This is a genomic window from Lactobacillus sp., assembly GCF_051873315.1.
GTDB lineage: Bacteria > Bacillota > Bacilli > Lactobacillales > Lactobacillaceae > Lactobacillus.
The window spans coordinates 1-19,430 of sequence record NZ_JBJEES010000154.1 but is presented as its reverse complement, the minus strand read 5'-3'; the positions used below and the strand labels follow the sequence as shown (position 1 = coordinate 19,430).

Genomic DNA, 19,430 nt, shown 5'->3' with positions numbered 1-19,430 from the left:
CCCGGTAAAAAGCTGGGAAAAGCCCAAGAGAAGACCATCAGAGAGCTGGTCAGTGTCCGCGATGATTCTGGAGACGATGTCCCCACTTGGGTGCTGGTCTAAATATGACAGAGGCAAAAGCTGCAGTTGCCGAATGGCCTTTTCCCGGATGTCCTGGACAGTCCGGTAAGTCAGTTTATTGTTGATAAGGCCCATCAGCCAGGTAGCAGCTGCTGAGACCAGAACCAAAAGCAAGATCTGGACCAAATCCTGGCCAATAGCCGGAAAGTCAACTCTGCCCTGGCCAACGATTTGGTCAATGGCCCGGCCAAAAATGATCGGCACATAAAGCTGGAGGATAACGGAAACTGCCGCTAATATGATGCTGATGACCAAGAGGAGCCGGTAGCGGCCGATGATTGGCAGCAGCTGCTTCATTGCCTGCCAGCTGTCCATTTTTTTGTCTTGCTTCTTCACAGCGTTTCCTCCTTGTTTTGATTATTCTTCTCCTCAGGGAACTGGGAGTAGTAGATTTCCTGGTAGACCTGGCAATTGGCCAGAAGCTCTTCGTGCTTGCCGCTGGCCACCAGGTTGCCATCATCCAAGACCAGAATCTGGTCAGCCTGCATGATGCTGGAAGCCCGCTGGGAAACCAGGATTTTGGTCACGTCCTTTAAGCTGGCCAGAGCCTGCCGCAGGCGCGCTCCCGTCGCCAGGTCCAGGGCGCTGTCGCTGTCATCCAGGATCAATAAGGGAGCCTGCTTGACCAGGGCCCGGGCGATCGTTAAGCGCTGTTTTTGCCCGCCGGACAGGTTGCGTCCTTCCTGCTCCAGTTTAAAGTCCAGCTGGCCGGGCTTAGCCAAGACGACCTCCTTAGCCTGGGCTAATTCCAAAGCCTGCCACAGATCATCGTCACTGGCTTTAGGATTGCCCATGAGCAAGTTGTCCCGGATGCTGCCGGCAAAAAGCTGGGCCTTTTGCGGCACAAGCGCGTACTGGTTCAGCAGTTCCTCTTTGGTCAAATCTTTTAAAGAAGTACCGCCCAGCTTAATTTCCCCTTCCCCGCAGTCATAAAAACGGGTGAGCAGCTGCAAGAGGGTGCTCTTTCCACTGCCCGTACCTCCGATAATGCCGACGGTTGAAGCTGGCTTAATTGTAAAAGTCAAGCCGGCGACGGCTGGCGCGGCAGCTTCCGGGTATGTGAAGGATACGTTCTTAAAGTCGACCTGACTGTTTTTGACCTTAGGCCCTTCTTCTGGATAGGTCAAGCCATTTTCCGTGGCCAGGACCTGGCCAACCCGGTCCCCGCAGGCCCAGGCCCGGTTGATAGTGATAATCAGGCTGGCCAGCTTGATCAGTTCCACGATCATCTGGGCCAGATAGTTGTAAAGAGCCACTACTTGCCCCTGCGCCATGGAGCCGGTATTTACCTGAACAGCGCCAACTTGAATCAAGACGATAGCCGCGATGTTGATCATGACATAGGTTACCGGGTTCATAGCAGCTGACAGACGGCCGACAAACTCGTTCAGCTTGGTCATGGCTGAGACCTTTTCATCAAATTTGGCCACGGCTGATCTTTCTTTTCTAAAGGCCCGGATAACCCGGACCCCGGCCAGGTTTTCATTGCTTAGGCGGGTAATTTCATCCAGCCGCTTTTGTACCTTCCGGTAAAGGGGGATGCTGATCAGCATAATGCCAAAAACGACCAAGGCCAAAAGCGGGATCGCCACGGCAAAGATCAAAGCTGCTTTAAAGTTGACCGTAAAAGCCGCGATCATTGACCCGAAAACGATAAAGGGACTTCTTAAAAGCAGCCGCAGGGCCATGTTAAAGCCGGTCTGTACCTGGTTGATATCGCTAGTTAAGCGGGTGATCAAGGTGCTGGGCGGCAGCTGGTCCAGGTTGGCAAAACTGAAGTTTTCGACCTTGTCAAAAGTCGCCTGCCGCAGCTGGCTGGCAATGCCGACACTGGCCTTTGCCGCGAACCACTGGGCCGTGATGCTGGCGCTGATGCCCAAAATTGCCAATATTACCAAAAGACCGGTCTGCTGGAAAACATAAGCCCGGTTTCCTTCTTTAATCCCATAGTCGATGATTCTGGCCACGACCAGGGGGACGAACAGGTCAAAAAGAGCCTCCAGCAGCTTAAAGAGCGGAGCCAGAATACTCTCTTTTTTAAAGTCTTTGAGATAGCTAAAGACGTATTTCATATGCCACTTCCTTAAATTCTTTGATACTTCAAGATTCTATCATACTTTATTCTTATTAAAATCGACAATGGGATTTTTCTAAAATTATTTCTAAGTCTCTCATTTTTCCAGCTTTTCCACTTGATTTTTTCTTTGATTAGCAATAAAGTTTAGTCATAATATCAAGTAAAATCACTTTTTATCGCAAATAGCTCTATTTCTATTTCTTGGCAGCGCTTTTTAGCCGCAAAAATTAGAAATCGTTAGAGAAAAATTGCTTTTTTTAAAAGTTTCGAGTTTTTTAATAACAAGTGTTTTTATTTCTTGTGGAATTGATATATTATTATATCAGAACTGTTTGATACGCGTAGCATATATCTATCTGACATTTCAATCTTTTTATTATGAGGAGCTTAGTAAACCCGTGAGAATCGAACACCTAGAGATCTTTGTAAACGCCGCGCAGACGCAGAGCTTTACCAAGACTGCACAAAACATGAACATGTCCCAGCCAGCGGTTTCCCTGGCTATATCCTCAATCGAGAAGCAACTGGGCTACCAGCTGTTCAGCCGCTCCCGCCGCAAGATGCTGCTGACCCCGGCTGGCCGGTCTTTATACAACAGCATCAAGAGCGAGCTTAACGACTACCGGACCGCTGTTTCCAAGGCTAAGCGGATCGCCATGTCAGAAGGGCAAATCACCTTGAAGGTCGGCTTGATTGGGATTTTGGCCGAGCAGCAGATCCTTCCTGGCCTCATTCGCCAGTTCCGCAGAAGCCGGGATACCGTCAACATTGAGTTCTTCGTTGAAAGCAGCCCGGTTTTGTTTGAAAAGTTGGCTTCCCATGAACTGGACCTGGTTTTGTCTACCCCGGAAGCCATGCCGAAATACCCGGACTTCACCTCCTACACGATCGGCAAATTAAAGTGGTGCACCCTGGTGCCAAGCGACAACCCACTGGCTGAAAAGGACCTGCTCTCAGAAAAGGACTTGGATGGCATGGACCTGGTCTTCCTGGACCTTTCATGTTCATCACCGCTGATTACCTTGATGCAGGACCGGATCGAAAAGAACTGCAAGCAAAGCCGGATCTTCTTCGCCAACAACGTCGTGGCCCAAACCATGATGGTCTACACCCAGCAAGGCCTGGCCATCCAGCCATACGCTGGCCCGCTTGACGATGACAATTGCGAAACTAACGGCCTAAAGCGGGTTCCGCTTGACGTCAAGGTCAGCTCAGACTTGACCCTCTTTACTTGCAAGGATGTCCTCAACGAACACGTTTTGGACTTGATGAACTGGCTCAAGGCACAAAACCTGGGCTAAAATTATAATCATATGCAAAAAATGCTCATCGTTTGATGAGCATTTTTCATTACCACTTTTCTGCCTTATCCTATTTGATTTCGTTAAAGGACTTATTGCAGTAGTTGATCAATTGCCGCATGTCCTGCTTGCCCCAGTTCCAGGCCCGGAATTCCTTCAAAAATTCTTCAGAGCAGTAGTTCAAGTAGTGGTCCTCTGCTTCTTCCAGGATCTGCCGGGGGTCCATGGCCTTGATTTCTGCCAGCCGGCTTTCTCTGATATAAGCATGGTCATTCAAAAGTGACTTGCGGGTAACAGGCTTTAACTCGCATCCCCAGCTGGCTGCCCGGGCAGCTGCCACGTGCAAAAAGGCGGCATTGTGGGTGATGCAGTCCTGCAGGATCTGCTGGCCCGGGCCTGACTGTCTGGGCATGTCCAGCTTGAAGCAGTATTGCCGGTCTAAAGTTAAAAACAGGCCGCAATTGTCCAGGCATTCAAACCGCTTCATTTGGTGCAGGCCCACCAAGTCAAGCGGCTTGTGGCGCATGATGAAGAAAGAAAAATAAGCATGCGAGCCAAAGGACTGCACGTACTGGTCGGACATCCCAAGCTGCCGGCAGAGCTGCTTTTTGATGGTCAGTTCATGAGCAGGTTCCTTCTTTCTCAGTTCATGAACCAGGCGGCGGCAAGTTTTCTTTTTCAGCAAGACCCAGCCGGATTCAGCATCATAAACGATTGTCTTATACTTGCCTAAGAGCTGGTCCATCTGGAAGTCATAGGCCGCGGCCGTATTTTGGTTTATCTGGTAGTCTTCTTCCGCCCGGGCCGCGATTTTCCCTTCCGCCAGCAAGACCGGCAGATTCTGCCGGTCAATCATCGCCACATTCATGTCACATATTCTCTTTTTAGTTCTCATTTTTCCCTAAATGTGCTCCTAACACGGTTTATCACTTACAAACTGTTATTTTCTCCTGGTCTAATTTAACAAAAAGGCTCTTGTGAAGCAAGCGGTTTCATTAAACTTGGTCAACTTTTATCAGCTTTGTATGCGCTTCCCTTTGATGGTTGATTTTCCAGCCGCTGACGTGTAGAATATTTTCCGTAAAAGTCCAGTTGTATTTTTAACTGGACAAGTCAAATTTTGTTAGAAAGAAAATGAAAATTTGCGAATCGACCTTATTTCACTGACAATCTCAGGGCTGGTCCTGCTGGTCTTGATTCTCAACATTCTCTACTCTCCGGCCTTCAACCGCCTGGACAAGAAGCTGCACAAGAAACTGGTGCGGACACAGAAGAATATTTTTTGGAAGATCATTGCCTTCATCAACGAGCCAAAACTGGTCATTGTCTGGGATGTCTTGATCGCCGGCCTCCTCTTAAATGAAGGCAACTACCGCCTGGGCCTTTGGGTCCTGGCCACCCTGGGGGTGACCGACGCGGCGGGTGTGATCATCAAGCATTTGGTCAAGCGCAGCCGCCCTCATGCCCACCTGTCAGAAGAAGAGGGCTACAGCTTCCCCAGCGGCCACGTCTTAGGGGCGACAACCATGTGCCTCATTCTCTACGCTCTTTTGCGCCGGCTGTTTGACCAGTATTTCGCCGTATTTCTCATCATCTACTGGCTCTTTGTCGTCATTTCCCGCCTCAATCTCCGGGCTCATTACCCTTCTGACGTGATCGGGGCGGTTGCTCTGTCAGTCTTCTGTTTTACAGTCGTGCAAACAATCTACGCCGCCCTCTTTTTGAAGTAAAAATAATAGTACCGATAACAATAGACGATAAGAATAATAGAGACAAAAAGTCCAGAGTTCTAATTTAACAGAACTCTGGACTTTTTATTCTTGCTTTTAATTGTGAAAGCCGACCATGAGCCCCCCTCTTTCCGCGTAGAAAGAGCACAGGCCCCGCATCGGCCGGATGGAAATCTCAGCATCGGGGAATTCAGCCAAAAGCATTTCCTTCAGCTTTTCAGCATCGGCCTTATTTTCGCAGTGGTCAATCACTACCCGGCCGCCCTGGTACTTCTCTTCTTTCATCTGCTTGACCAGTTCCCGCAAGGCCTTCTTCATCCCTCTAGCCTTGGTTACAGGCTGCAGGTCACCGTCAACGCTGGCCGTCCCGATCAAATTGATCTTCAGCATTCCCGCGATTTTGGCTACAGCTGGGGAAACCCGGCCATTTAAAGACAGATTTCTCAGCGACTGGAGGACGAAAACCAGGTGGGTCTGGGTCCGGTAGTCGGCAATTCTTGCTTCCAAGTCAGCAAAACGCAGCTTGTCATCTTTAAGAATTTCTTCGATTCCTTCCAGAATTACTTCCAATTCAGGCCCCGCTGACCGGGAGTCAACCACGACGATCTGGGCATGCGGGTGGGTTTCTAAATAGATGTCTCTGGCCTGCAAGGCTGAAGAGTACGTCCCCGACAAACCGCTGGTGATCGTCACAATCACTGCCTTCTCGCAGCCTTCCAGACTGTCCAGCCAGCGCTGGATGCTTGGAGCGGCAGTCTTGCCTGCTTCCTGGCTGGCTTCCATCTTGCCTAAAAAAGCAGCCATGTTCAGCTGCTCGTCATCGAGCCAATTTTCCTGGCCGATGGTCAAAGTCAATGGCACGACCTCAAGGCCGCGGCTTGGATCGCTCAAAGTATTGGCGCTTGAATCAACTATCAGTCTCACGTTTTCCATAATATTATCCCGATTCTACTTTTTTCCGGCAGCTTCTTCTGCCTTACCTGTTTCTAAATCTATTTTAACAGTTTTTGCCGTACTGGGGGATTTTTTCACTAACCGCTTTCAAGATAAAAAAGCTGGCAAAATTCTTGGCAAAAAGTAAAATTTGTAAAAAGTTGGTTATTGTATCCGTTTTCAACAAATCAGCTGTTTACGGATTCACAAGCTTATACTATAATGAACTTGTAAATAATTACAGAGCGAATGCTCTTGCTGTCGAAGGATTCCTTCAACAGCGTATTTTAAGGAGGATTTTTTAATGACCAAGGTTGTTATTGAAAACGTTCATGCTAGAGAAATCTTTGACTCACGTGGTAACCCAACTGTTGAAGTTGAAGTTACTCTGTCAAACGGCGTAGTTGGCCGCGCTGAAGTTCCATCTGGTGCTTCAACTGGTGAAAACGAAGCTGTTGAATTGCGTGACGGTGGCTCACGTTTGGGCGGCAAGGGTGTTATGAAGGCTGTTAACAACGTTAACACTGCCATCAACAACGAACTGCAAGGTGCAGACCCATTCAACCAACCAGCTATCGACAAGGCTATGATCGAACTTGACGGTACTCCAAACAAGGGTAAGTTGGGCGCTAACGCTATCTTGGGTACTTCAATGGCTACTGCTGTAGCAGCTGCTAAGGCTACCCACCAACCTCTTTACCGTTACCTTGGCGGTACTGACTTGTCAATGCCTCAAACTTTCCACAACGTTATCAACGGTGGTGAACACGCTGACAACGGCATCGACATCCAAGAATTCATGATCACTCCAGTTAAGAAGACTTCATTCCGTGACGGCTTCGAAAAGATCGTTAACACTTACCACACCTTGAAGAAGGTTTTGGAAGAAAAGGGTTACGAAACTGGCTTGGGTGACGAAGGTGGTTTCGCTCCTAACATGAAGGACTCAGAAGAAGCTTTGAAGGCTTTGCACGAAGCTATCGAACGTGCTGGTTACGTTCCTGGCGAAGACATTGCCATCGCTTGTGACTGTGCCGCTTCATACTACTACAACAAGGAAGACGGCAAGTACCACCTGGAAGGCAAGGTTCTTGACGGTGACCAATTGGCAGAATACTACGACAAGCTGCTCGCAGAATTCCCAGAATTGATCTCAATGGAAGACCCATACGACGAAAACGACACTGAAGGCATGGTTAAGTTCACTCAAAGCCACAAGGACCGTCTGCAAATCGTTCTTGACGACTTTATCTGCACTAACCCACGCTTGCTGGAAAAGGCCATCAAGGAAGGCGCAGGTAACGCTTCATTGATCAAGCTGAACCAAATCGGTACTGTAACTGAAACTTTGGAAACCATCCGGATTTCACGTAAGCACGGCTACAACACCATGATTTCTCACCGTTCAGGTGAAACTGGTGACACCTTCATCGCTGACTTCGCTGTTGCTACTAACGGCGGCCAACTGAAGACTGGTGCCCCAGCTCGTTCAGAACGTGTTGAAAAGTACAACCAATTGTTGAGAATCGAAGAACAACTCGGTGACGGCGAACGTCTCGACTTCTTCCCAGCTCAAGACTAATCATTAAAAGATTAGCTCAAGAAAGATCCGCATAAGCGGATCTTTTTTTGTGCCCAAATTCCGCCAGTTGAATTGACAGTTAATCCCCTGCTCTTTATACTAGTAATGATAATTTGTAATTTTGTATAAAGATAAGAATGCCTAAGAAAAGTATTAATCAGATGAGTATAGAAAACGGCAGTGTTAAACAGCGGGCTAAAGAAGTCATCAGCAATGGGAGTATCATAATTGCCGCGGCTTCGGCCCTGCTGGCCAGCTACCACTTGACTGGCCACGGCCTGCCCTGTCTTTTTCGGGCAATGACGGGCTATTTATGCCCCGGCTGCGGGATGACCCGGGCGGCTCTTGCTATTTTGGAGGGAAATTTTGCCAAGGCTTGGCAGTATAATCCCCTTTCCTTGACCCTGCTGCCGATTTTTGCCATCTACCTGCTCTATAAGGCAGGCCGTTACGTTCTCAAGGGAGAAGAAGATTTCAAGCTGGGGGAAACTCTCTTTCTGCTTACCCTTCTCCTTATCGCGGTCTGTTTTGGCGTGGGCAGAAATCTGTAAATTTTCTTAGCTTTTATCTATTTTAGGAGGAATAATGTATTGCATACACTGCGGGACTAAATTGCCCGAGGGTGCCAACTTTTGCATAAAGTGCGGGGCACCAGTTGAAAAAGTTGAGTCAGATGCTAAGGCAGAAGTTGCAAAGGCTCCAGCCAAAGATACAGCTCCAAAAGATCAATCAGTGATAAGCCAGGTTGACAACAGCATTGACCAGATGGGCGAGCAAATAGGCCAGGGCATTGATGATGCCGCCAAAGACATCACTTCCGGTTTAAAGACGACTGGCGAAAAGACAGGAGATTTCTGGGAAAACTGGCGGGACTACTTGACGCCTGACAATTTGGAGAAATTTGCCAGCGTTGCCCTCCTCTTCCCTCTTTTCATGACGGTGGCTTTGTGGCTGCTGAACCGCCTGTCTGGCTGGATCTATGGCCAGTACCTGCTGCCTTTAAATGATATCTTTTACGCAGTTTTCATGGTTGCTACTTTTTTGGTCAGAGCCATCTTCCTGGTCGGGTCTGGCCTAGGCGTTGTAGCAGTTGGCTATGTTTTGTATAAAGACGAGAGCAAGCGGACGGTCTGGGGCTGGATTACTGGCGCGGCTTCAGTTTTATCCTTCCTGGGCTGTCTGGGGATCAACCAGTCATATTCATATAATTTTTACAATCCTGCCTTGATACATACCTTCAAGATCTTAGGCTGGGTGGCCGTTGTCTGGGGAATCGATACCTGCTCCCGTGTCCTGCTGCAGAACTTAGGCATTGCCGTTGAACCAATCATCAGCCGGGACCTGGCCGCCTACCAGGACTTTTACCAGACCTACCGGGCCAAGCATGAAGCTGAAGAAAAGCTGAAAAGGAAGAAATAGAGAAAGCCAAGAATGGTCAAGCAGGCCCTGTCTCCTACTTTGACGGGACTGGTGCTGCCTTGTTTGGCACTTATCTGCTCTATACCCTTTTGACCATCATTACCTGCGGCTTCGCCGCGCCTTGGCTCAACTGCGCTATTCAGCGCTGGAGAACCAAGCACATGGTGGTTGACGGCAAGCGGGTAACTTTTAATGGGACTGGTGCTTCTCTTTTGGGCCACTGGATTCTGTGGGAATTCTTGACAATTATCACTTGCGGGCTTTTTGCCTTCTTCATCCCTGTTGGCCTGCAAAAATGGAACATGAACCACACCTACTATGAAGGTGAAAATGGCGCAGAAGATTCCCGCTTTGACGGTAACACCTTCCAGTACATTGGCTACAACATCGTCCAATTCCTGTTCTTAGTAGTGACTTTTGGCCTGGCCTACCCATGGACTCACAATATGATTCTTCGCTGGCAGACCAAGCACCAGATCATTAACAATGACCGCTTGATTTATGACGGGACTGCCTTAGGCATATTATGGCGGGGACTTGTCTTCGTGATTGTATTGGCAATTCCCTTTGGCTTCCTGGCATCCCCTTGGCTATATTGCTGGCTGTGGCGTTACCAATACTCCCACACCCATGTTGACCACAGTCCTGCAGAATAACAGTTGACAAAAAATAATACGCTCAGATCAGTCTGATTTGAGCGTATTTTTATGCCGTATTTTATTTATTTTTTACTTTTTTCTTTATTCAGCCGTCTTGATGACCAATTTCCTTCCGTCCAGGGTCCCCTGGAGCAGCTGCTTGATCAGTTTCTTGGCATTCTTTTGCGACCGGGATAAGAGGCCGGACTTTTTGGCTGCGCCTGTTGCCTTCTTTAAAGCCGCCTGCTCAGCCTTAGTAATGTCTTCTTTTTGGTTCCAGTTAAAAAGGGCGTAGCTTTGGTCATAGAACTTGATTGAAGACGGGTCGATCTTCTTGTCCAGCAGCTGGCTCTGTGGCAGAGTCACGGTTACCTGCTCTTTATTAACTTGCACCTTGATGTCCTTGACCTTGACTCCGGCCTTGAAATTCGCCGTATAGACCATGGTAAATCCCTTCTTGGTGATAAAAGGGATCTGCCCGTTAGACAGTTTGTAAATGCCGGTATAGGTGTACTGCTCAGTCGCCAGTTCCCCGATGGCCTTTAACTTGGCGGAAACCGTGGCTACCGTTACCTGGTCCCGGCTTTTCCTGGGCAAGTGCTGGCCGATCATGATCCCGCCGGCCAAAAATACCATAGCAATCAAGATACCGATTATTTTTTGGAGAAATCCTGTCCTTCTGCCGGACCCTTTATCTGTTCTTTTTTGCAAAAAAGTCCCTCCTTACGTGCCCCCTATCATAGCAAGGCAGCTTGAAAAAAACAATCAGAAAGGCCGTCATTTCTAAATATCTTAGTAATTTGCCGGGAAAAAGCTGCTTTTCCTAGCTGTATACGGATATCTGCTTGTTTTACTTATTTTTACAACATTTTTCATGAAAGTTGTCATTTGCTCTTGCATCTGCCTTCTGTTTGCGCTAAAATTAAAAATCAATAAGAGATTTAATTACAAGTTTATCTTTACTTTACTTTTTATTTTTTCAAAAAGGAGCAAATCAAAATGAGGACGAGGACTTACCACCACCGAACATAGCACCATCCATGATGGTGACTGAAGCTGTTTCATTGCAAGGCAAGGACTGGCAATGAAAAGCTGTCACAGTCATAAGTCGCTCATTGGCTCCAGTATTTCATTACTGTCAACTTGAACATTTTTAAGTACTCTTGCCCAGAACTTTGCCGCTTGTCAGCTCTTCATTGCTTGTGTCCTTTTAGACGAAGGATTAAACATGAACAAGATCATCGAAGTTAAGCATCTGAAGAAGAATTACGGCGACAAGGAAGTTCTCAAGGACATCAATGCCGTCATCGAAAAAGGAAAAGTCATCACGGTTATTGGCCCATCTGGTTCAGGCAAGAGTACTTTTTTGCGTTGCCTTAACCTCTTGGAAAAGCCGACCAGCGGCCAGGTAATTTTTGAAGGCACCGAACTGACCGACCTTAAAGAAGAAGAGCTGGACCAATTGCGGCAGAAGATGGGCATGGTCTTCCAAAGTTTCAACCTCTTCCCCAACATGTCCGTCATCGAAAATGTCAAGCTGGCCCCGATGAAGGTCAAGGGAATGAGCGACCAGGAAGCTGATAAATTAGCCCATGAGCTCCTGACAAAAGTTGGTCTGGATGACTTTGCCGACCACTCTCCGGCCAGCCTGTCCGGCGGCCAGCAGCAGCGTGTCGCCATTGCCCGGGCTTTAGCCATGCAGCCGGACATGATGCTTTTTGACGAACCAACCAGTGCCTTAGACCCGGAAATGGTCGGGGAAGTCTTAAAGACCATGCAGGATTTGGCCCAAACCGGGATGACCATGGTCGTCGTCACCCACGAAATGGGCTTTGCAAGAAAAGTCGCTGATGAAGTCTGGTTCATGGCCGACGGCTACCTCTTGGAAAAAGGCAGTCCAGATCAGGTCTTCGACCACCCGCAAAGTGACCGGGCCAAGGACTTTTTGGCAAAGATTTTGGAAGCGTAGCTAGCAAAGGATGAGAAGCAAGATGAAGAAACTTTTTAAAATTATGACCGCCCTCCTGCTCTTGGCCGGTCTCTTTACCGCGGCAGTTCCAGCTGTTGATGCCGCAAGCAGCAAGAAAGTGGCCAGTGGGACGGTCATGAAGAAGATCAAAAAGTCCGGCAAATTGGTCGTCGGCATGTCAGCTGACTACCCACCACTGGAATTTACCAAGAACGTCAACGGCAAAAACAAGTACGTCGGCGTCGACGTGGAATTGGCCAAGCAAATCGCCAAGGACCTGGGAGTCAAGCTGGAAATCAAGAACATGGACTTTGACTCCCTCCTGGTTGCCCTGGAAACCGGCAAGATCGACGTCATCATTTCCGGGATGACGCCAACGGCAGAACGGAAGAAGAGCATCGACTTCTCCAAGATCTACTACGCTGAAAAGTCCGACTACTTTGTCATCAATAAGACCAACAAGGCCAAATACACCAGCACTTCTTCCTTCAAGGGCAAGACGGTTGGTGCCCAAACTGGGTCGCTTCAATACACTTCTTTGAAGAAAAACGCTGCTAAGAGCGGAATCAAGCTTAAGGGCCTGGCCAAGATCAGCAACCTGCTCATGGCCCTTAAGTCCGGCAAGGTTGACGCGGTTTTATTGGGTGAACTGAACGCCAAGACTTACGCCACTAACGACACTTCCCTTTCCTTGGTCAAGTCCAGCCTCAGCCAGGCTCAGATGGGCAACGCTGTCGGTATAGCCAAGGGGCAAGGCGACCTGGTCAAGGCCATCAACAAGACCATCAACAACTGCCAAAAGCAGGACCTTTTTAACAAGAAATACATCCCCGCCGCTGCCAAGGCCATGAAGCAGGCCTCAAGCAAGACGAACAACTCCATGAGCAAATACGCCAGCTACTTTGCTACAGGCCTGGGCTACACCATGATCATTACGATTTGCTCCATCACGATTGGTTTAATCCTGGGTGTCATCTTTGCCTTGATGCGCCTGTCTAAAAACAAGCTTCTGCACGCCATCGCCGTTTGCTACATCGAATTTCTCCGGGGCACCCCGCAGATGGTTCAGATCATGTTCGTCTACTTCGGGGTAGGGATGCTGATCAAAAATATGCCGGCCCTGGCTGCCGGGATCATCGCCATCGGCCTTAACTCCGGGGCCTACGTGGCTGAAGACATCCGGTCCGGGATCAATTCCGTGGACAAGGGGCAAACGGAAGCTGCCCGGTCCCTGGGCCTCAGCCAGGCCAAGACCTACCGCTACGTGGTCTTCCCTCAGGCCTTGAAGAACATCTGGCCAGCCCTGGGCAATGAATTTATCACTTTGACCAAGGACAGCTCCCTGGTTTCCGTCATCGGGGTTGGGGAATTGATGTACGAGACCGGCCTGGTTCAAACCGCGACCTACCGCGGGGTTATGCCACTTTTTATCACCATGTGCATCTACTTCGTGGTTACCTTTATTCTGACCCGTCTGCTCAACTACTTTGAACGGCGGATGAACCTGACTTCAAGTCGGGCATAAAAAAACTGGAAACCGTTGATTCGGCTTCCAGTTTTTGCTTTGCATTTTTAAGCTCTATGACCAGTCATGTAGTCCCGGGTCATTGGCAGATTTTTGCCAGAAGGGCCCTTGGTCAAAAGAAACTGCATGACATCGATATTGCCTGATTCAAAAGAAGCGGCACAAGCTTGCAGGTAAAGGTCCCACATCCGGGTAAAGCGTTCCCCGAATTCCTCTTGGATTTTGCTTCTGTGCAGGTTGAAATTCTGGTCCCAGATTTCCAAAGTCCGCTGGTAGTGGCGGCGCAGCATTTCGATATCTGCCAGTTGCAAGCCGTTTTCCACGATGTGGCCAACCATTTCTTCCAGGCCTGGCACATAGCCGCCCGGAAAAATATACTTGTTGATCCAGGCGTTGGTCGCTCCGCCCTGCTGACGGGTAATCCCGTGAATCAAGGCCACCCCGTCTTTCTTAAGGTAGCGAGCGACATCTTTAAAGTAAAGGCCCATGTTTTCCTTGCCGACATGTTCAAACATCCCTACAGAGGTGATGTAATCCCATTCCTGGTCACCCAGTTCCCGGTAGTCGGTCAACTTGACCTCAGCCACGTCTTCCAGACCTTGCTCGGAAATTTTTTCTTTTACCAGCCGGTATTGTTCTTCACTCAAGGTAACGCCGGTGACTTTTAAACCGTATTCCTTGGCTGCCGTAAGCATCAAGGTGCCCCAGCCGCAGCCAATGTCCAAGAGAGTCTTGCCCTTATCTGGATGCAGCTTGTCTAAAATATGGTGGACCTTGGCCAACTGGGCAGCTTTTAGGTCATCTTTATTGCCATCTGTGAAATAGGCGCAGGAATAAGTCAGACTGTCGTCCAGCCAGAGCTTGTAAAAGTCGTTGCCGACGTCATAGTGGCTCTGAATATCACTGGCTGACTGCTTTTCTGAGTGGCTTTGTTTAGGCAAAAAGCGGCGGAATTTGGCCGACCGCATAAAACTTTCAGAACTTTCATAAGCCGCCGTGAGCAGTTTCTGCAGGCTGCCGTCGACCTCGATCTTCTTGTCCATGTAAGCTTCACCCAAAGCAAGGGAGGCGTTGCTGGTGATCTCCTTGACCGGAAGCTTTTCATGAAAAGTAATGGTTACTTCCGGATCACCATCGCCGTACAGGTCGGACTTGCCATCCCAGTAATTGACCTTGACTGGAATGTTGAAGGAGTGACTCAGCAGGGTCTTATAAAAGGTCTTTTCCAACATTTAGCATTCCCTCTTTCATGATGCATTTGTTTTTTTCAGCCAACTCCAGCAAATAATGAAAAAGACTATCATTATCTATTATAATGTAAAAATCCGTTTTTTCATAATACTTTATTGTCATACCAGCTTGCAAATTAATTATAGAGGGAGATTATCTGCCGCATAAGCGGGGTGACCACCCGGTCTTTGCGCCAGACCAGCTGCAGGCGGGTCCGCCATTTGGCCAGGTCAACCGGGTAAAGGCGGCCTTTGGCGTAAGTTTTGGCAATTGATTCTGGCACCAAGGCAAGCCCCAGGCCGGAGTCACTCCAGCGGATGGCGGTTCTGGAATCATCGCACGTAACCACGAAATTTGGGGTCAAGCCTTTTTCCGCGAAAGCTTCCTTGAACATGTCCTCAAAGCGGCGGTAGATGACCAGGGGCTGGCCGGCCAGGTCTTTTAGGCCTACTTTTTCTTTGCCTGGGAAAAAATTCTGGCAGGTAACCGCGGTCATCGGCTCATCACTGATGTCGACAAAATTCAAGTTGACCCGGTTGTAGGGGGTGCGGACAATGGCCAAGTCCAGCAGATTGCCCTGCAGCTTGTCCAGGATCCCGAAGGTATTGTCTTCGTAGATATCAAAGGAGACGCCGGGGTGCTGGCGGGCAAAAGCCGTCAATTGGGCTGAAGGGAGTTCACCGATTGAAGAAGAGACGGAACCGAGTTTGACTCTCCCCCGACTTCCTTGGTCCAGCTCAGTAATTTCGGTCTGGGCATTTTTGGCTAAGGTCAATATTTGGCTAGCATAATCCCGCAGCTTCTTGCCAGCTTCAGTCAGTTCGATTCCGTAGGGCTGGCGGACAAAAAGTTTTGCCCCCAATTCTTCTTCTAATTGCTTTAACTGGTAGCTGAGGGCCGGCTGGCCGACAAAGAGCCGCTTGGCAGCTGAAGTAATCTGCCCTTCTTCAGCTACGACCAGAAAGTAATTAAGCTGCTTGAAATTCATTTTTCCTCTCTTTTCTATTTCATCATTCTTATTCTTTGCTTTCTCCAGTTAACAGATATCAACTTTTTAGATATCTTACATCATAAATCAGTATTTTATTTATATCAACCCAGGGGCTACAATAAACAGTGAGAAAAATAACTTCTATACGTAACACGTCACGACTGAAGAATAATTACAAGGAGATGTTTAGAATGAATGAAAAAGGCTTGACGCAGGCCGAAGCTGACCTGCGCCTTAAAAAAGACGGGCTCAACCAAGTCCCGGAACCGGAATTCAGCTTCTGGAAGGAATTTGCCGGCAAGCTCTGGAATCTCAGTGCCTGGATTCTGGAAGCAGCCCTGCTGCTTGAATGTGCCCTGGGCAAGTGGATCCAGTCCCTCTTCGTCTTGCTCATGCTGCTCTTTGCCGCCTACAACGGAGCCACGCAGAAGAAGAAGTCCCGCAAGGTCTTGAGCTCGATTTCCCAGCAGCTGACCCCCGTAGTCGCCGTTTTAAGAGACGGCCGCTGGCAAAAGATCGACTCCAAGTATCTGGTAGTTGGCGATATTGTCAACCTGCAAAGAGGGGACATTTTAGCTGCCGACATTGACCTTTTGGACGGGGACTTGACCTTGGATGAATCCTCAATCACCGGGGAAGCCAAGAATGTTCACAAAAAAGCTGGCTCCACTGCCTTTGCGGGCACGACCGTCATGGATGGTGAAGCCCTGGGCAGGGTCAGCGCGACCGGGACCAATTCAAGAAGCGGACAGACCATCAATTTGATCAACACGTCCGCGGCACCTGGCCACCTGCAACAGCTTTTGACCAAGATCATCTACTACCTCTGCCTTTTGGACGGAGTCTTGACGGTTATCCTCTTGATCGCGGCCGTGATCCGGGGCGAAAACGTCCTGGAAATGCTGCCCTTCCTGGCCATGATGTTCATCGCTTCTATTCCGGTAGCCATGCCGTCAACTTTTGCCCTCTCCAACTCCTTTGAGGCTACCCGCCTGTCTAAAGAGGGCGTTTTGACCAGTGACCTGACCGGGATTCAAGACGCGGCTAACTTGAACCTGCTCTTGCTGGACAAGACCGGGACCATTACTGAAAATAAGACAGCCGTTGCCTCTTTTGCGAATTTTTCAAAGCTCTCAAATGAAGAAGTCCTGGCCTTGACCAGCCTGGCCATCGACCAGCGCAACCAAAGCGTAATCGACCTGGCTTTAATGGACTATCTGCAAGAGAAAAAGATTCGAGTTAAAGAAGCAGAAACTTTTACCCCCTTCACTTCCAGCCAGGGCTATTCTGAGGGGCAAGCTGGCGGCCACGACGTCAAGCTGGGTTCAGTCAAGCAGCTCAGCAAGATTGATCCGGCTGTTTCTGGAAAATTGGCGACTGTCGACCTCAGCCTGGGCCGGTCAGTTGGGATTTTGCTCGATGACCGTTTGGCAGGGATTTTTATCACTAAAGACAAGGTCAGAGCTGATTCAAAGGCTGCCTTGGCCGAACTGGTCAAGCGGGGGATCAAGCCGATCATGCTGACCGGGGACAATCAGAAAACCGCCGCCAGCGTGGCTGAAGAAGTCGGCTTGACTGGCAAAGTCATCTCCATCAGCGACTTTAAAGAGGGAGTAAAGGCTGAAGATTTGGCCGGGATTGCTGATGTTTTGCCGGAAGACAAGCTGGCTATGGTGAAATACTTCCAAAAGGCCGGCTACATCGTCGGCATGACCGGGGACGGGGTCAACGACTCCCCTGCCCTCAAGCAGGCTGAAGTCGGCATCGCCGTGTCAAATGCCGCTGACGTGGCTAAAAAGAGCAGCAAGATGGTCCTTTTGGACGACGGCCTGGCTCCAATCGTCAAGATCCTGGATGCCGGCCACCGGGTTTACCAGCGGATGACCACCTGGTCTTTGACCAAACTGGCTAGAACTGCGGAACTGACCATGCTCTTGACCTTCTCTTACCTTATTTTCGGCTATCTGCCGATGGCTTTGAATGCCATGGTCATCTACACGATCATGAACAACATGGTCACCATGATGATTGGGACCGACAATACCCACATCACTTATAAGCCGGAAAACTGGGACATGGGCAAGCTGGCTAAAATCGCTTTTTCCTTGGCCGCTGCCTGGACCGTCATTGGCTTTGCATTCGTGTCTGCCTTAACAAAGGCCGGGGTAAATCATGATCAAGTTGGCACCATGGTCTACGTTTTCTTGGTTATGAGCGCCATGATGATCGTCCTAATCACCCGGACCAAGCGCTTCTTCTGGCAGTCTGCCCCATCTAAGCCGGTAGCCAGTGTCCAGATCGCCGATGTTCTTTTGACCTGCCTGTTGGCTCTTTGCGGGATCGCCATGCCGGCCATCGGGATCAAGGAGCTCTTAACCTCACTGGCCGTGGCCTTCCTGGCCGCCGTCTTGATCGATCTGGTCTACCAGCCGGTCATGAAGAACAAGTAACAAATAAATGTGTGTTTGCTAATTTTTTGCCAATTAACTTTACAGGGAAAGAAGAATTTAATGCGTAAGCGAATTTTTAGAATCATCATGAGTCTGGCAATTCTGTTGCTGGTCATCTTATCCGGCATGCTGGCCTACAGCTACTTCAATGTGGAAAGAGCCGTAAGCCGGTCCTACCAAAAAAGCGGCTTAAAGGCGGCTGAAAATGGCAGCAAGGAGGAAGTTTTAAAGAAAAACAGGCCCCTGGTCGTACTCTTGATGGGGACTGACACCGGGGCCTTGGGCCGAAACTACAAGGGACGGACCGACTCCATCATGGTCTTAGTCCTCAACCCCCAGACCAAGAAGTCAACCATCGTCAGCATCGAGCGGGACTTCCAGGTCAACTTCCCCCAATATCCGCAATACTCCCCTTCTAAAATCAATGCCGCCTATACTTATGGCGGGGTTAAGCTGCTCAGCCAGACCTTAGACCGGTATTTCAAGATTCCAGTCAATACTTATGCCTTGATCAACATGGGCGGGATGAAGTCAATCATCGACCAGCTGGGCGGAGTCGACATCACTCCCCTCATGAGCTTTGACTACGAAGGCTACAGCTACAAAAAGGGCGTGACGACCCACATGGACGGGGACAAGGCCCTGGAATACTGCCGGATGCGCTATGACGACCCAGAAGGCGACTACGGCCGGCAAAAACGGCAAAGACAGGTTTTGACCGCCATTATTAAGAGCGGAGCCGATGTCCAGAGCCTCTTAAAGCCTGCCTTCCTTAATTCTGTCTCCAGCCAGGTCAGAACTGATTTGACTTTCAGTGACTTGACCCAGATGGCCAAGTCTTACCGGGCCAGCGGCGACCAGCTGGAAACCGACTACACCCACGGAACCGGTTTTAACCAAGATGGAGTCTCCTACCAGCACATTAGCCTGGCAGAGCGGCAGAGAATCAGCGACCTGGTTCGGCAGGCAGCAGGCCTGAAAAAGGTCCAGCTGGCTAATGGCCAGTAAGGCAAATTTAACTAACTACTAAATACTAAATGCTTGATACTTATTACTGTTTAATCTGACCAAAAAGGACCCGCTTTCGCGAGTCCTTTTACTTTGTTCTTATACTATTTACTGCTTGCTGATTAATCTTCCCTTACCTGCTTGCTTTTGTCCAGCTGCTTTTGCCGGTAGGCAATCAAGCGCTCGAATTCAGTTTTCAGCAAGGCCCCCATTGGGACGGCAATCAGCATCCCGACAAAGCCGCCCATGGCCCCGCCGGCAATCACGCAGGCGATAACGTACAGGGGGTGGATATGGATGGCTGAAGACAAAAGCTTGGGGTTGAGGATATTGCCGTCAATCGCCTGGATCAAGAGGAGAATGATCATCCCCACGATCAGGGCCGTCATGTTCTGGCTGAGGGTGCAGGCTAAAATTACCATCCCATAGCCCAAAATCGGGCCAAAGTAAGGAATCA

The 19,430-nt window shown here is 49.3% G+C and carries 18 protein-coding genes and 1 pseudogene; 11 read left to right on the top strand and 8 right to left on the bottom strand.

The window, feature by feature from the left end:
• On the bottom strand, window positions 1–456 hold a 456-nt coding region (locus ACI32D_RS09395), incomplete at its 3' end, for an ABC transporter transmembrane domain-containing protein (protein ID WP_439776305.1).
• On the bottom strand, window positions 453–2,192 hold the full coding sequence (locus ACI32D_RS09390) for an ABC transporter ATP-binding protein (RefSeq protein ID WP_439776304.1): 1,740 nt from the start codon (window positions 2,190–2,192) through the stop codon (window positions 453–455). The genes ACI32D_RS09395 and ACI32D_RS09390, both read right to left, overlap by 4 nt.
• Before the next feature lie 403 nt (window positions 2,193–2,595).
• Between ACI32D_RS09390 and ACI32D_RS09385 the strand changes: the two genes are divergently transcribed.
• Complete coding sequence (locus tag ACI32D_RS09385) at window positions 2,596–3,498, top strand: LysR family transcriptional regulator (RefSeq protein WP_439776303.1); 903 nt, start codon at window positions 2,596–2,598, stop codon at window positions 3,496–3,498.
• 70 nt (window positions 3,499–3,568) lie between these two features.
• On the opposite strand, the gene ACI32D_RS09380 is transcribed toward ACI32D_RS09385, so the two are convergent.
• Window positions 3,569–4,393, bottom strand: a complete 825-nt coding sequence (locus ACI32D_RS09380; protein WP_439776302.1) for a hypothetical protein — start codon at window positions 4,391–4,393, stop codon at window positions 3,569–3,571.
• Between the two features lie 247 nt (window positions 4,394–4,640).
• Between ACI32D_RS09380 and ACI32D_RS09375 the strand changes: the two genes are divergently transcribed.
• Window positions 4,641–5,228, top strand: coding sequence for a phosphatase PAP2 family protein (locus ACI32D_RS09375; protein ID WP_439776301.1), 588 nt, complete (start codon window positions 4,641–4,643; stop codon window positions 5,226–5,228).
• Between the two features lie 96 nt (window positions 5,229–5,324).
• On the opposite strand, the gene ACI32D_RS09370 is transcribed toward ACI32D_RS09375, so the two are convergent.
• Entirely contained in the window at window positions 5,325–6,161 is an 837-nt protein-coding gene (locus ACI32D_RS09370; RefSeq protein ID WP_439776300.1) for a DegV family protein, read from the bottom strand.
• Window positions 6,162–6,465: 304 nt separating this feature from the next.
• Between ACI32D_RS09370 and eno the strand changes: the two genes are divergently transcribed.
• From eno to ACI32D_RS09345, 5 genes and pseudogenes are all read left to right on the top strand, one after another.
• Window positions 6,466–7,743, top strand: coding sequence for a phosphopyruvate hydratase (eno, locus tag ACI32D_RS09365; RefSeq protein ID WP_002879863.1), 1,278 nt, complete (start codon window positions 6,466–6,468; stop codon window positions 7,741–7,743).
• A gap of 161 nt (window positions 7,744–7,904) precedes the next feature.
• Complete coding sequence (locus ACI32D_RS09360; protein WP_439776299.1) at window positions 7,905–8,294, top strand: DUF2752 domain-containing protein; 390 nt, start codon at window positions 7,905–7,907, stop codon at window positions 8,292–8,294.
• A gap of 34 nt (window positions 8,295–8,328) precedes the next feature.
• Window positions 8,329–8,394, top strand: a pseudogene (locus ACI32D_RS09355) (zinc-ribbon domain-containing protein); the annotation flags it as partial.
• Between the two features lie 81 nt (window positions 8,395–8,475).
• A complete protein-coding gene (locus tag ACI32D_RS09350) occupies window positions 8,476–9,162 on the top strand; it encodes a hypothetical protein (protein ID WP_439776306.1) in 687 nt (228 codons plus the stop codon).
• Between the two features lie 59 nt (window positions 9,163–9,221).
• On the top strand, window positions 9,222–9,818 hold the full coding sequence (locus ACI32D_RS09345; protein WP_439776298.1) for a DUF6693 family protein: 597 nt from the start codon (window positions 9,222–9,224) through the stop codon (window positions 9,816–9,818).
• Window positions 9,819–9,902: 84 nt separating this feature from the next.
• On the opposite strand, the gene ACI32D_RS09340 is transcribed toward ACI32D_RS09345, so the two are convergent.
• The gene (locus ACI32D_RS09340; RefSeq protein ID WP_439776297.1) at window positions 9,903–10,511 is read right to left on the bottom strand and encodes a DUF4230 domain-containing protein; all 609 of its coding nucleotides are present in this window, start codon (window positions 10,509–10,511) and stop codon (window positions 9,903–9,905) included.
• A 517-nt stretch (window positions 10,512–11,028) separates the two neighbouring features.
• Between ACI32D_RS09340 and ACI32D_RS09335 the strand changes: the two genes are divergently transcribed.
• Together ACI32D_RS09335 and ACI32D_RS09330 are read left to right on the top strand one after the other, a co-directional pair.
• Window positions 11,029–11,769, top strand: coding sequence for an amino acid ABC transporter ATP-binding protein (locus ACI32D_RS09335; protein ID WP_439776296.1), 741 nt, complete (start codon window positions 11,029–11,031; stop codon window positions 11,767–11,769).
• Between the two features lie 22 nt (window positions 11,770–11,791).
• Window positions 11,792–13,294 carry an ABC transporter substrate-binding protein/permease gene (locus tag ACI32D_RS09330; protein ID WP_439776295.1) on the top strand — a complete coding sequence of 501 codons (1,503 nt, stop codon included), beginning with the start codon at window positions 11,792–11,794 and terminating at the stop codon, window positions 13,292–13,294.
• Between the two features lie 47 nt (window positions 13,295–13,341).
• Here the strand turns inward: ACI32D_RS09330 and ACI32D_RS09325 are convergent, their stop codons facing one another.
• Window positions 13,342–14,526: a class I SAM-dependent methyltransferase gene (locus tag ACI32D_RS09325; protein ID WP_439776294.1), complete on the bottom strand. Its 1,185-nt coding sequence runs from the start codon at window positions 14,524–14,526 to the stop codon at window positions 13,342–13,344.
• Window positions 14,527–14,660: 134 nt separating this feature from the next.
• On the bottom strand, window positions 14,661–15,512 hold the full coding sequence (locus ACI32D_RS09320) for a LysR family transcriptional regulator (RefSeq protein WP_439776293.1): 852 nt from the start codon (window positions 15,510–15,512) through the stop codon (window positions 14,661–14,663).
• Window positions 15,513–15,706: 194 nt separating this feature from the next.
• On the opposite strand from ACI32D_RS09320, the gene ACI32D_RS09315 reads away from it, so the two are divergent.
• Both ACI32D_RS09315 and ACI32D_RS09310 read left to right on the top strand, forming a co-directional pair.
• Window positions 15,707–17,965 (top strand): HAD-IC family P-type ATPase, encoded by a 2,259-nt coding sequence (locus tag ACI32D_RS09315; RefSeq protein WP_439776292.1) that lies wholly within the window; start codon window positions 15,707–15,709, stop codon window positions 17,963–17,965.
• 60 nt (window positions 17,966–18,025) lie between these two features.
• Window positions 18,026–18,973: an LCP family protein gene (locus ACI32D_RS09310; protein WP_439776291.1), complete on the top strand. Its 948-nt coding sequence runs from the start codon at window positions 18,026–18,028 to the stop codon at window positions 18,971–18,973.
• Window positions 18,974–19,095: 122 nt separating this feature from the next.
• Here ACI32D_RS09310 and ACI32D_RS09305 read toward each other — a convergent pair.
• Window positions 19,096–19,430 (bottom strand): AI-2E family transporter (locus ACI32D_RS09305; RefSeq protein WP_439776290.1); only part of this gene is annotated, 335 nt, incomplete at its 5' end.

Excerpts from the sequence above, each read along its gene's own strand:
- ACI32D_RS09390 (WP_439776304.1), bottom strand. The coding sequence starts at position 2,192 with ATGAAATACGTCTTTAGCTATCTCAAAGACTTTAAAAAAGAGAGTATT.
- ACI32D_RS09380 (WP_439776302.1), bottom strand. The coding sequence starts at position 4,393 with ATGAGAACTAAAAAGAGAATATGTGACATGAATGTGGCGATGATTGAC.
- ACI32D_RS09370 (WP_439776300.1), bottom strand. The coding sequence starts at position 6,161 with ATGGAAAACGTGAGACTGATAGTTGATTCAAGCGCCAATACTTTGAGC.
- eno (WP_002879863.1), top strand. The coding sequence starts at position 6,466 with ATGACCAAGGTTGTTATTGAAAACGTTCATGCTAGAGAAATCTTTGAC.
- ACI32D_RS09360 (WP_439776299.1), top strand. The coding sequence starts at position 7,905 with ATGAGTATAGAAAACGGCAGTGTTAAACAGCGGGCTAAAGAAGTCATC.
- ACI32D_RS09335 (WP_439776296.1), top strand. The coding sequence starts at position 11,029 with ATGAACAAGATCATCGAAGTTAAGCATCTGAAGAAGAATTACGGCGAC.
- ACI32D_RS09330 (WP_439776295.1), top strand. The coding sequence starts at position 11,792 with ATGAAGAAACTTTTTAAAATTATGACCGCCCTCCTGCTCTTGGCCGGT.
- ACI32D_RS09325 (WP_439776294.1), bottom strand. The coding sequence starts at position 14,526 with ATGTTGGAAAAGACCTTTTATAAGACCCTGCTGAGTCACTCCTTCAAC.
- ACI32D_RS09320 (WP_439776293.1), bottom strand. The coding sequence starts at position 15,512 with ATGAATTTCAAGCAGCTTAATTACTTTCTGGTCGTAGCTGAAGAAGGG.
- ACI32D_RS09315 (WP_439776292.1), top strand. The coding sequence starts at position 15,707 with ATGAATGAAAAAGGCTTGACGCAGGCCGAAGCTGACCTGCGCCTTAAA.
- ACI32D_RS09310 (WP_439776291.1), top strand. The coding sequence starts at position 18,026 with ATGCGTAAGCGAATTTTTAGAATCATCATGAGTCTGGCAATTCTGTTG.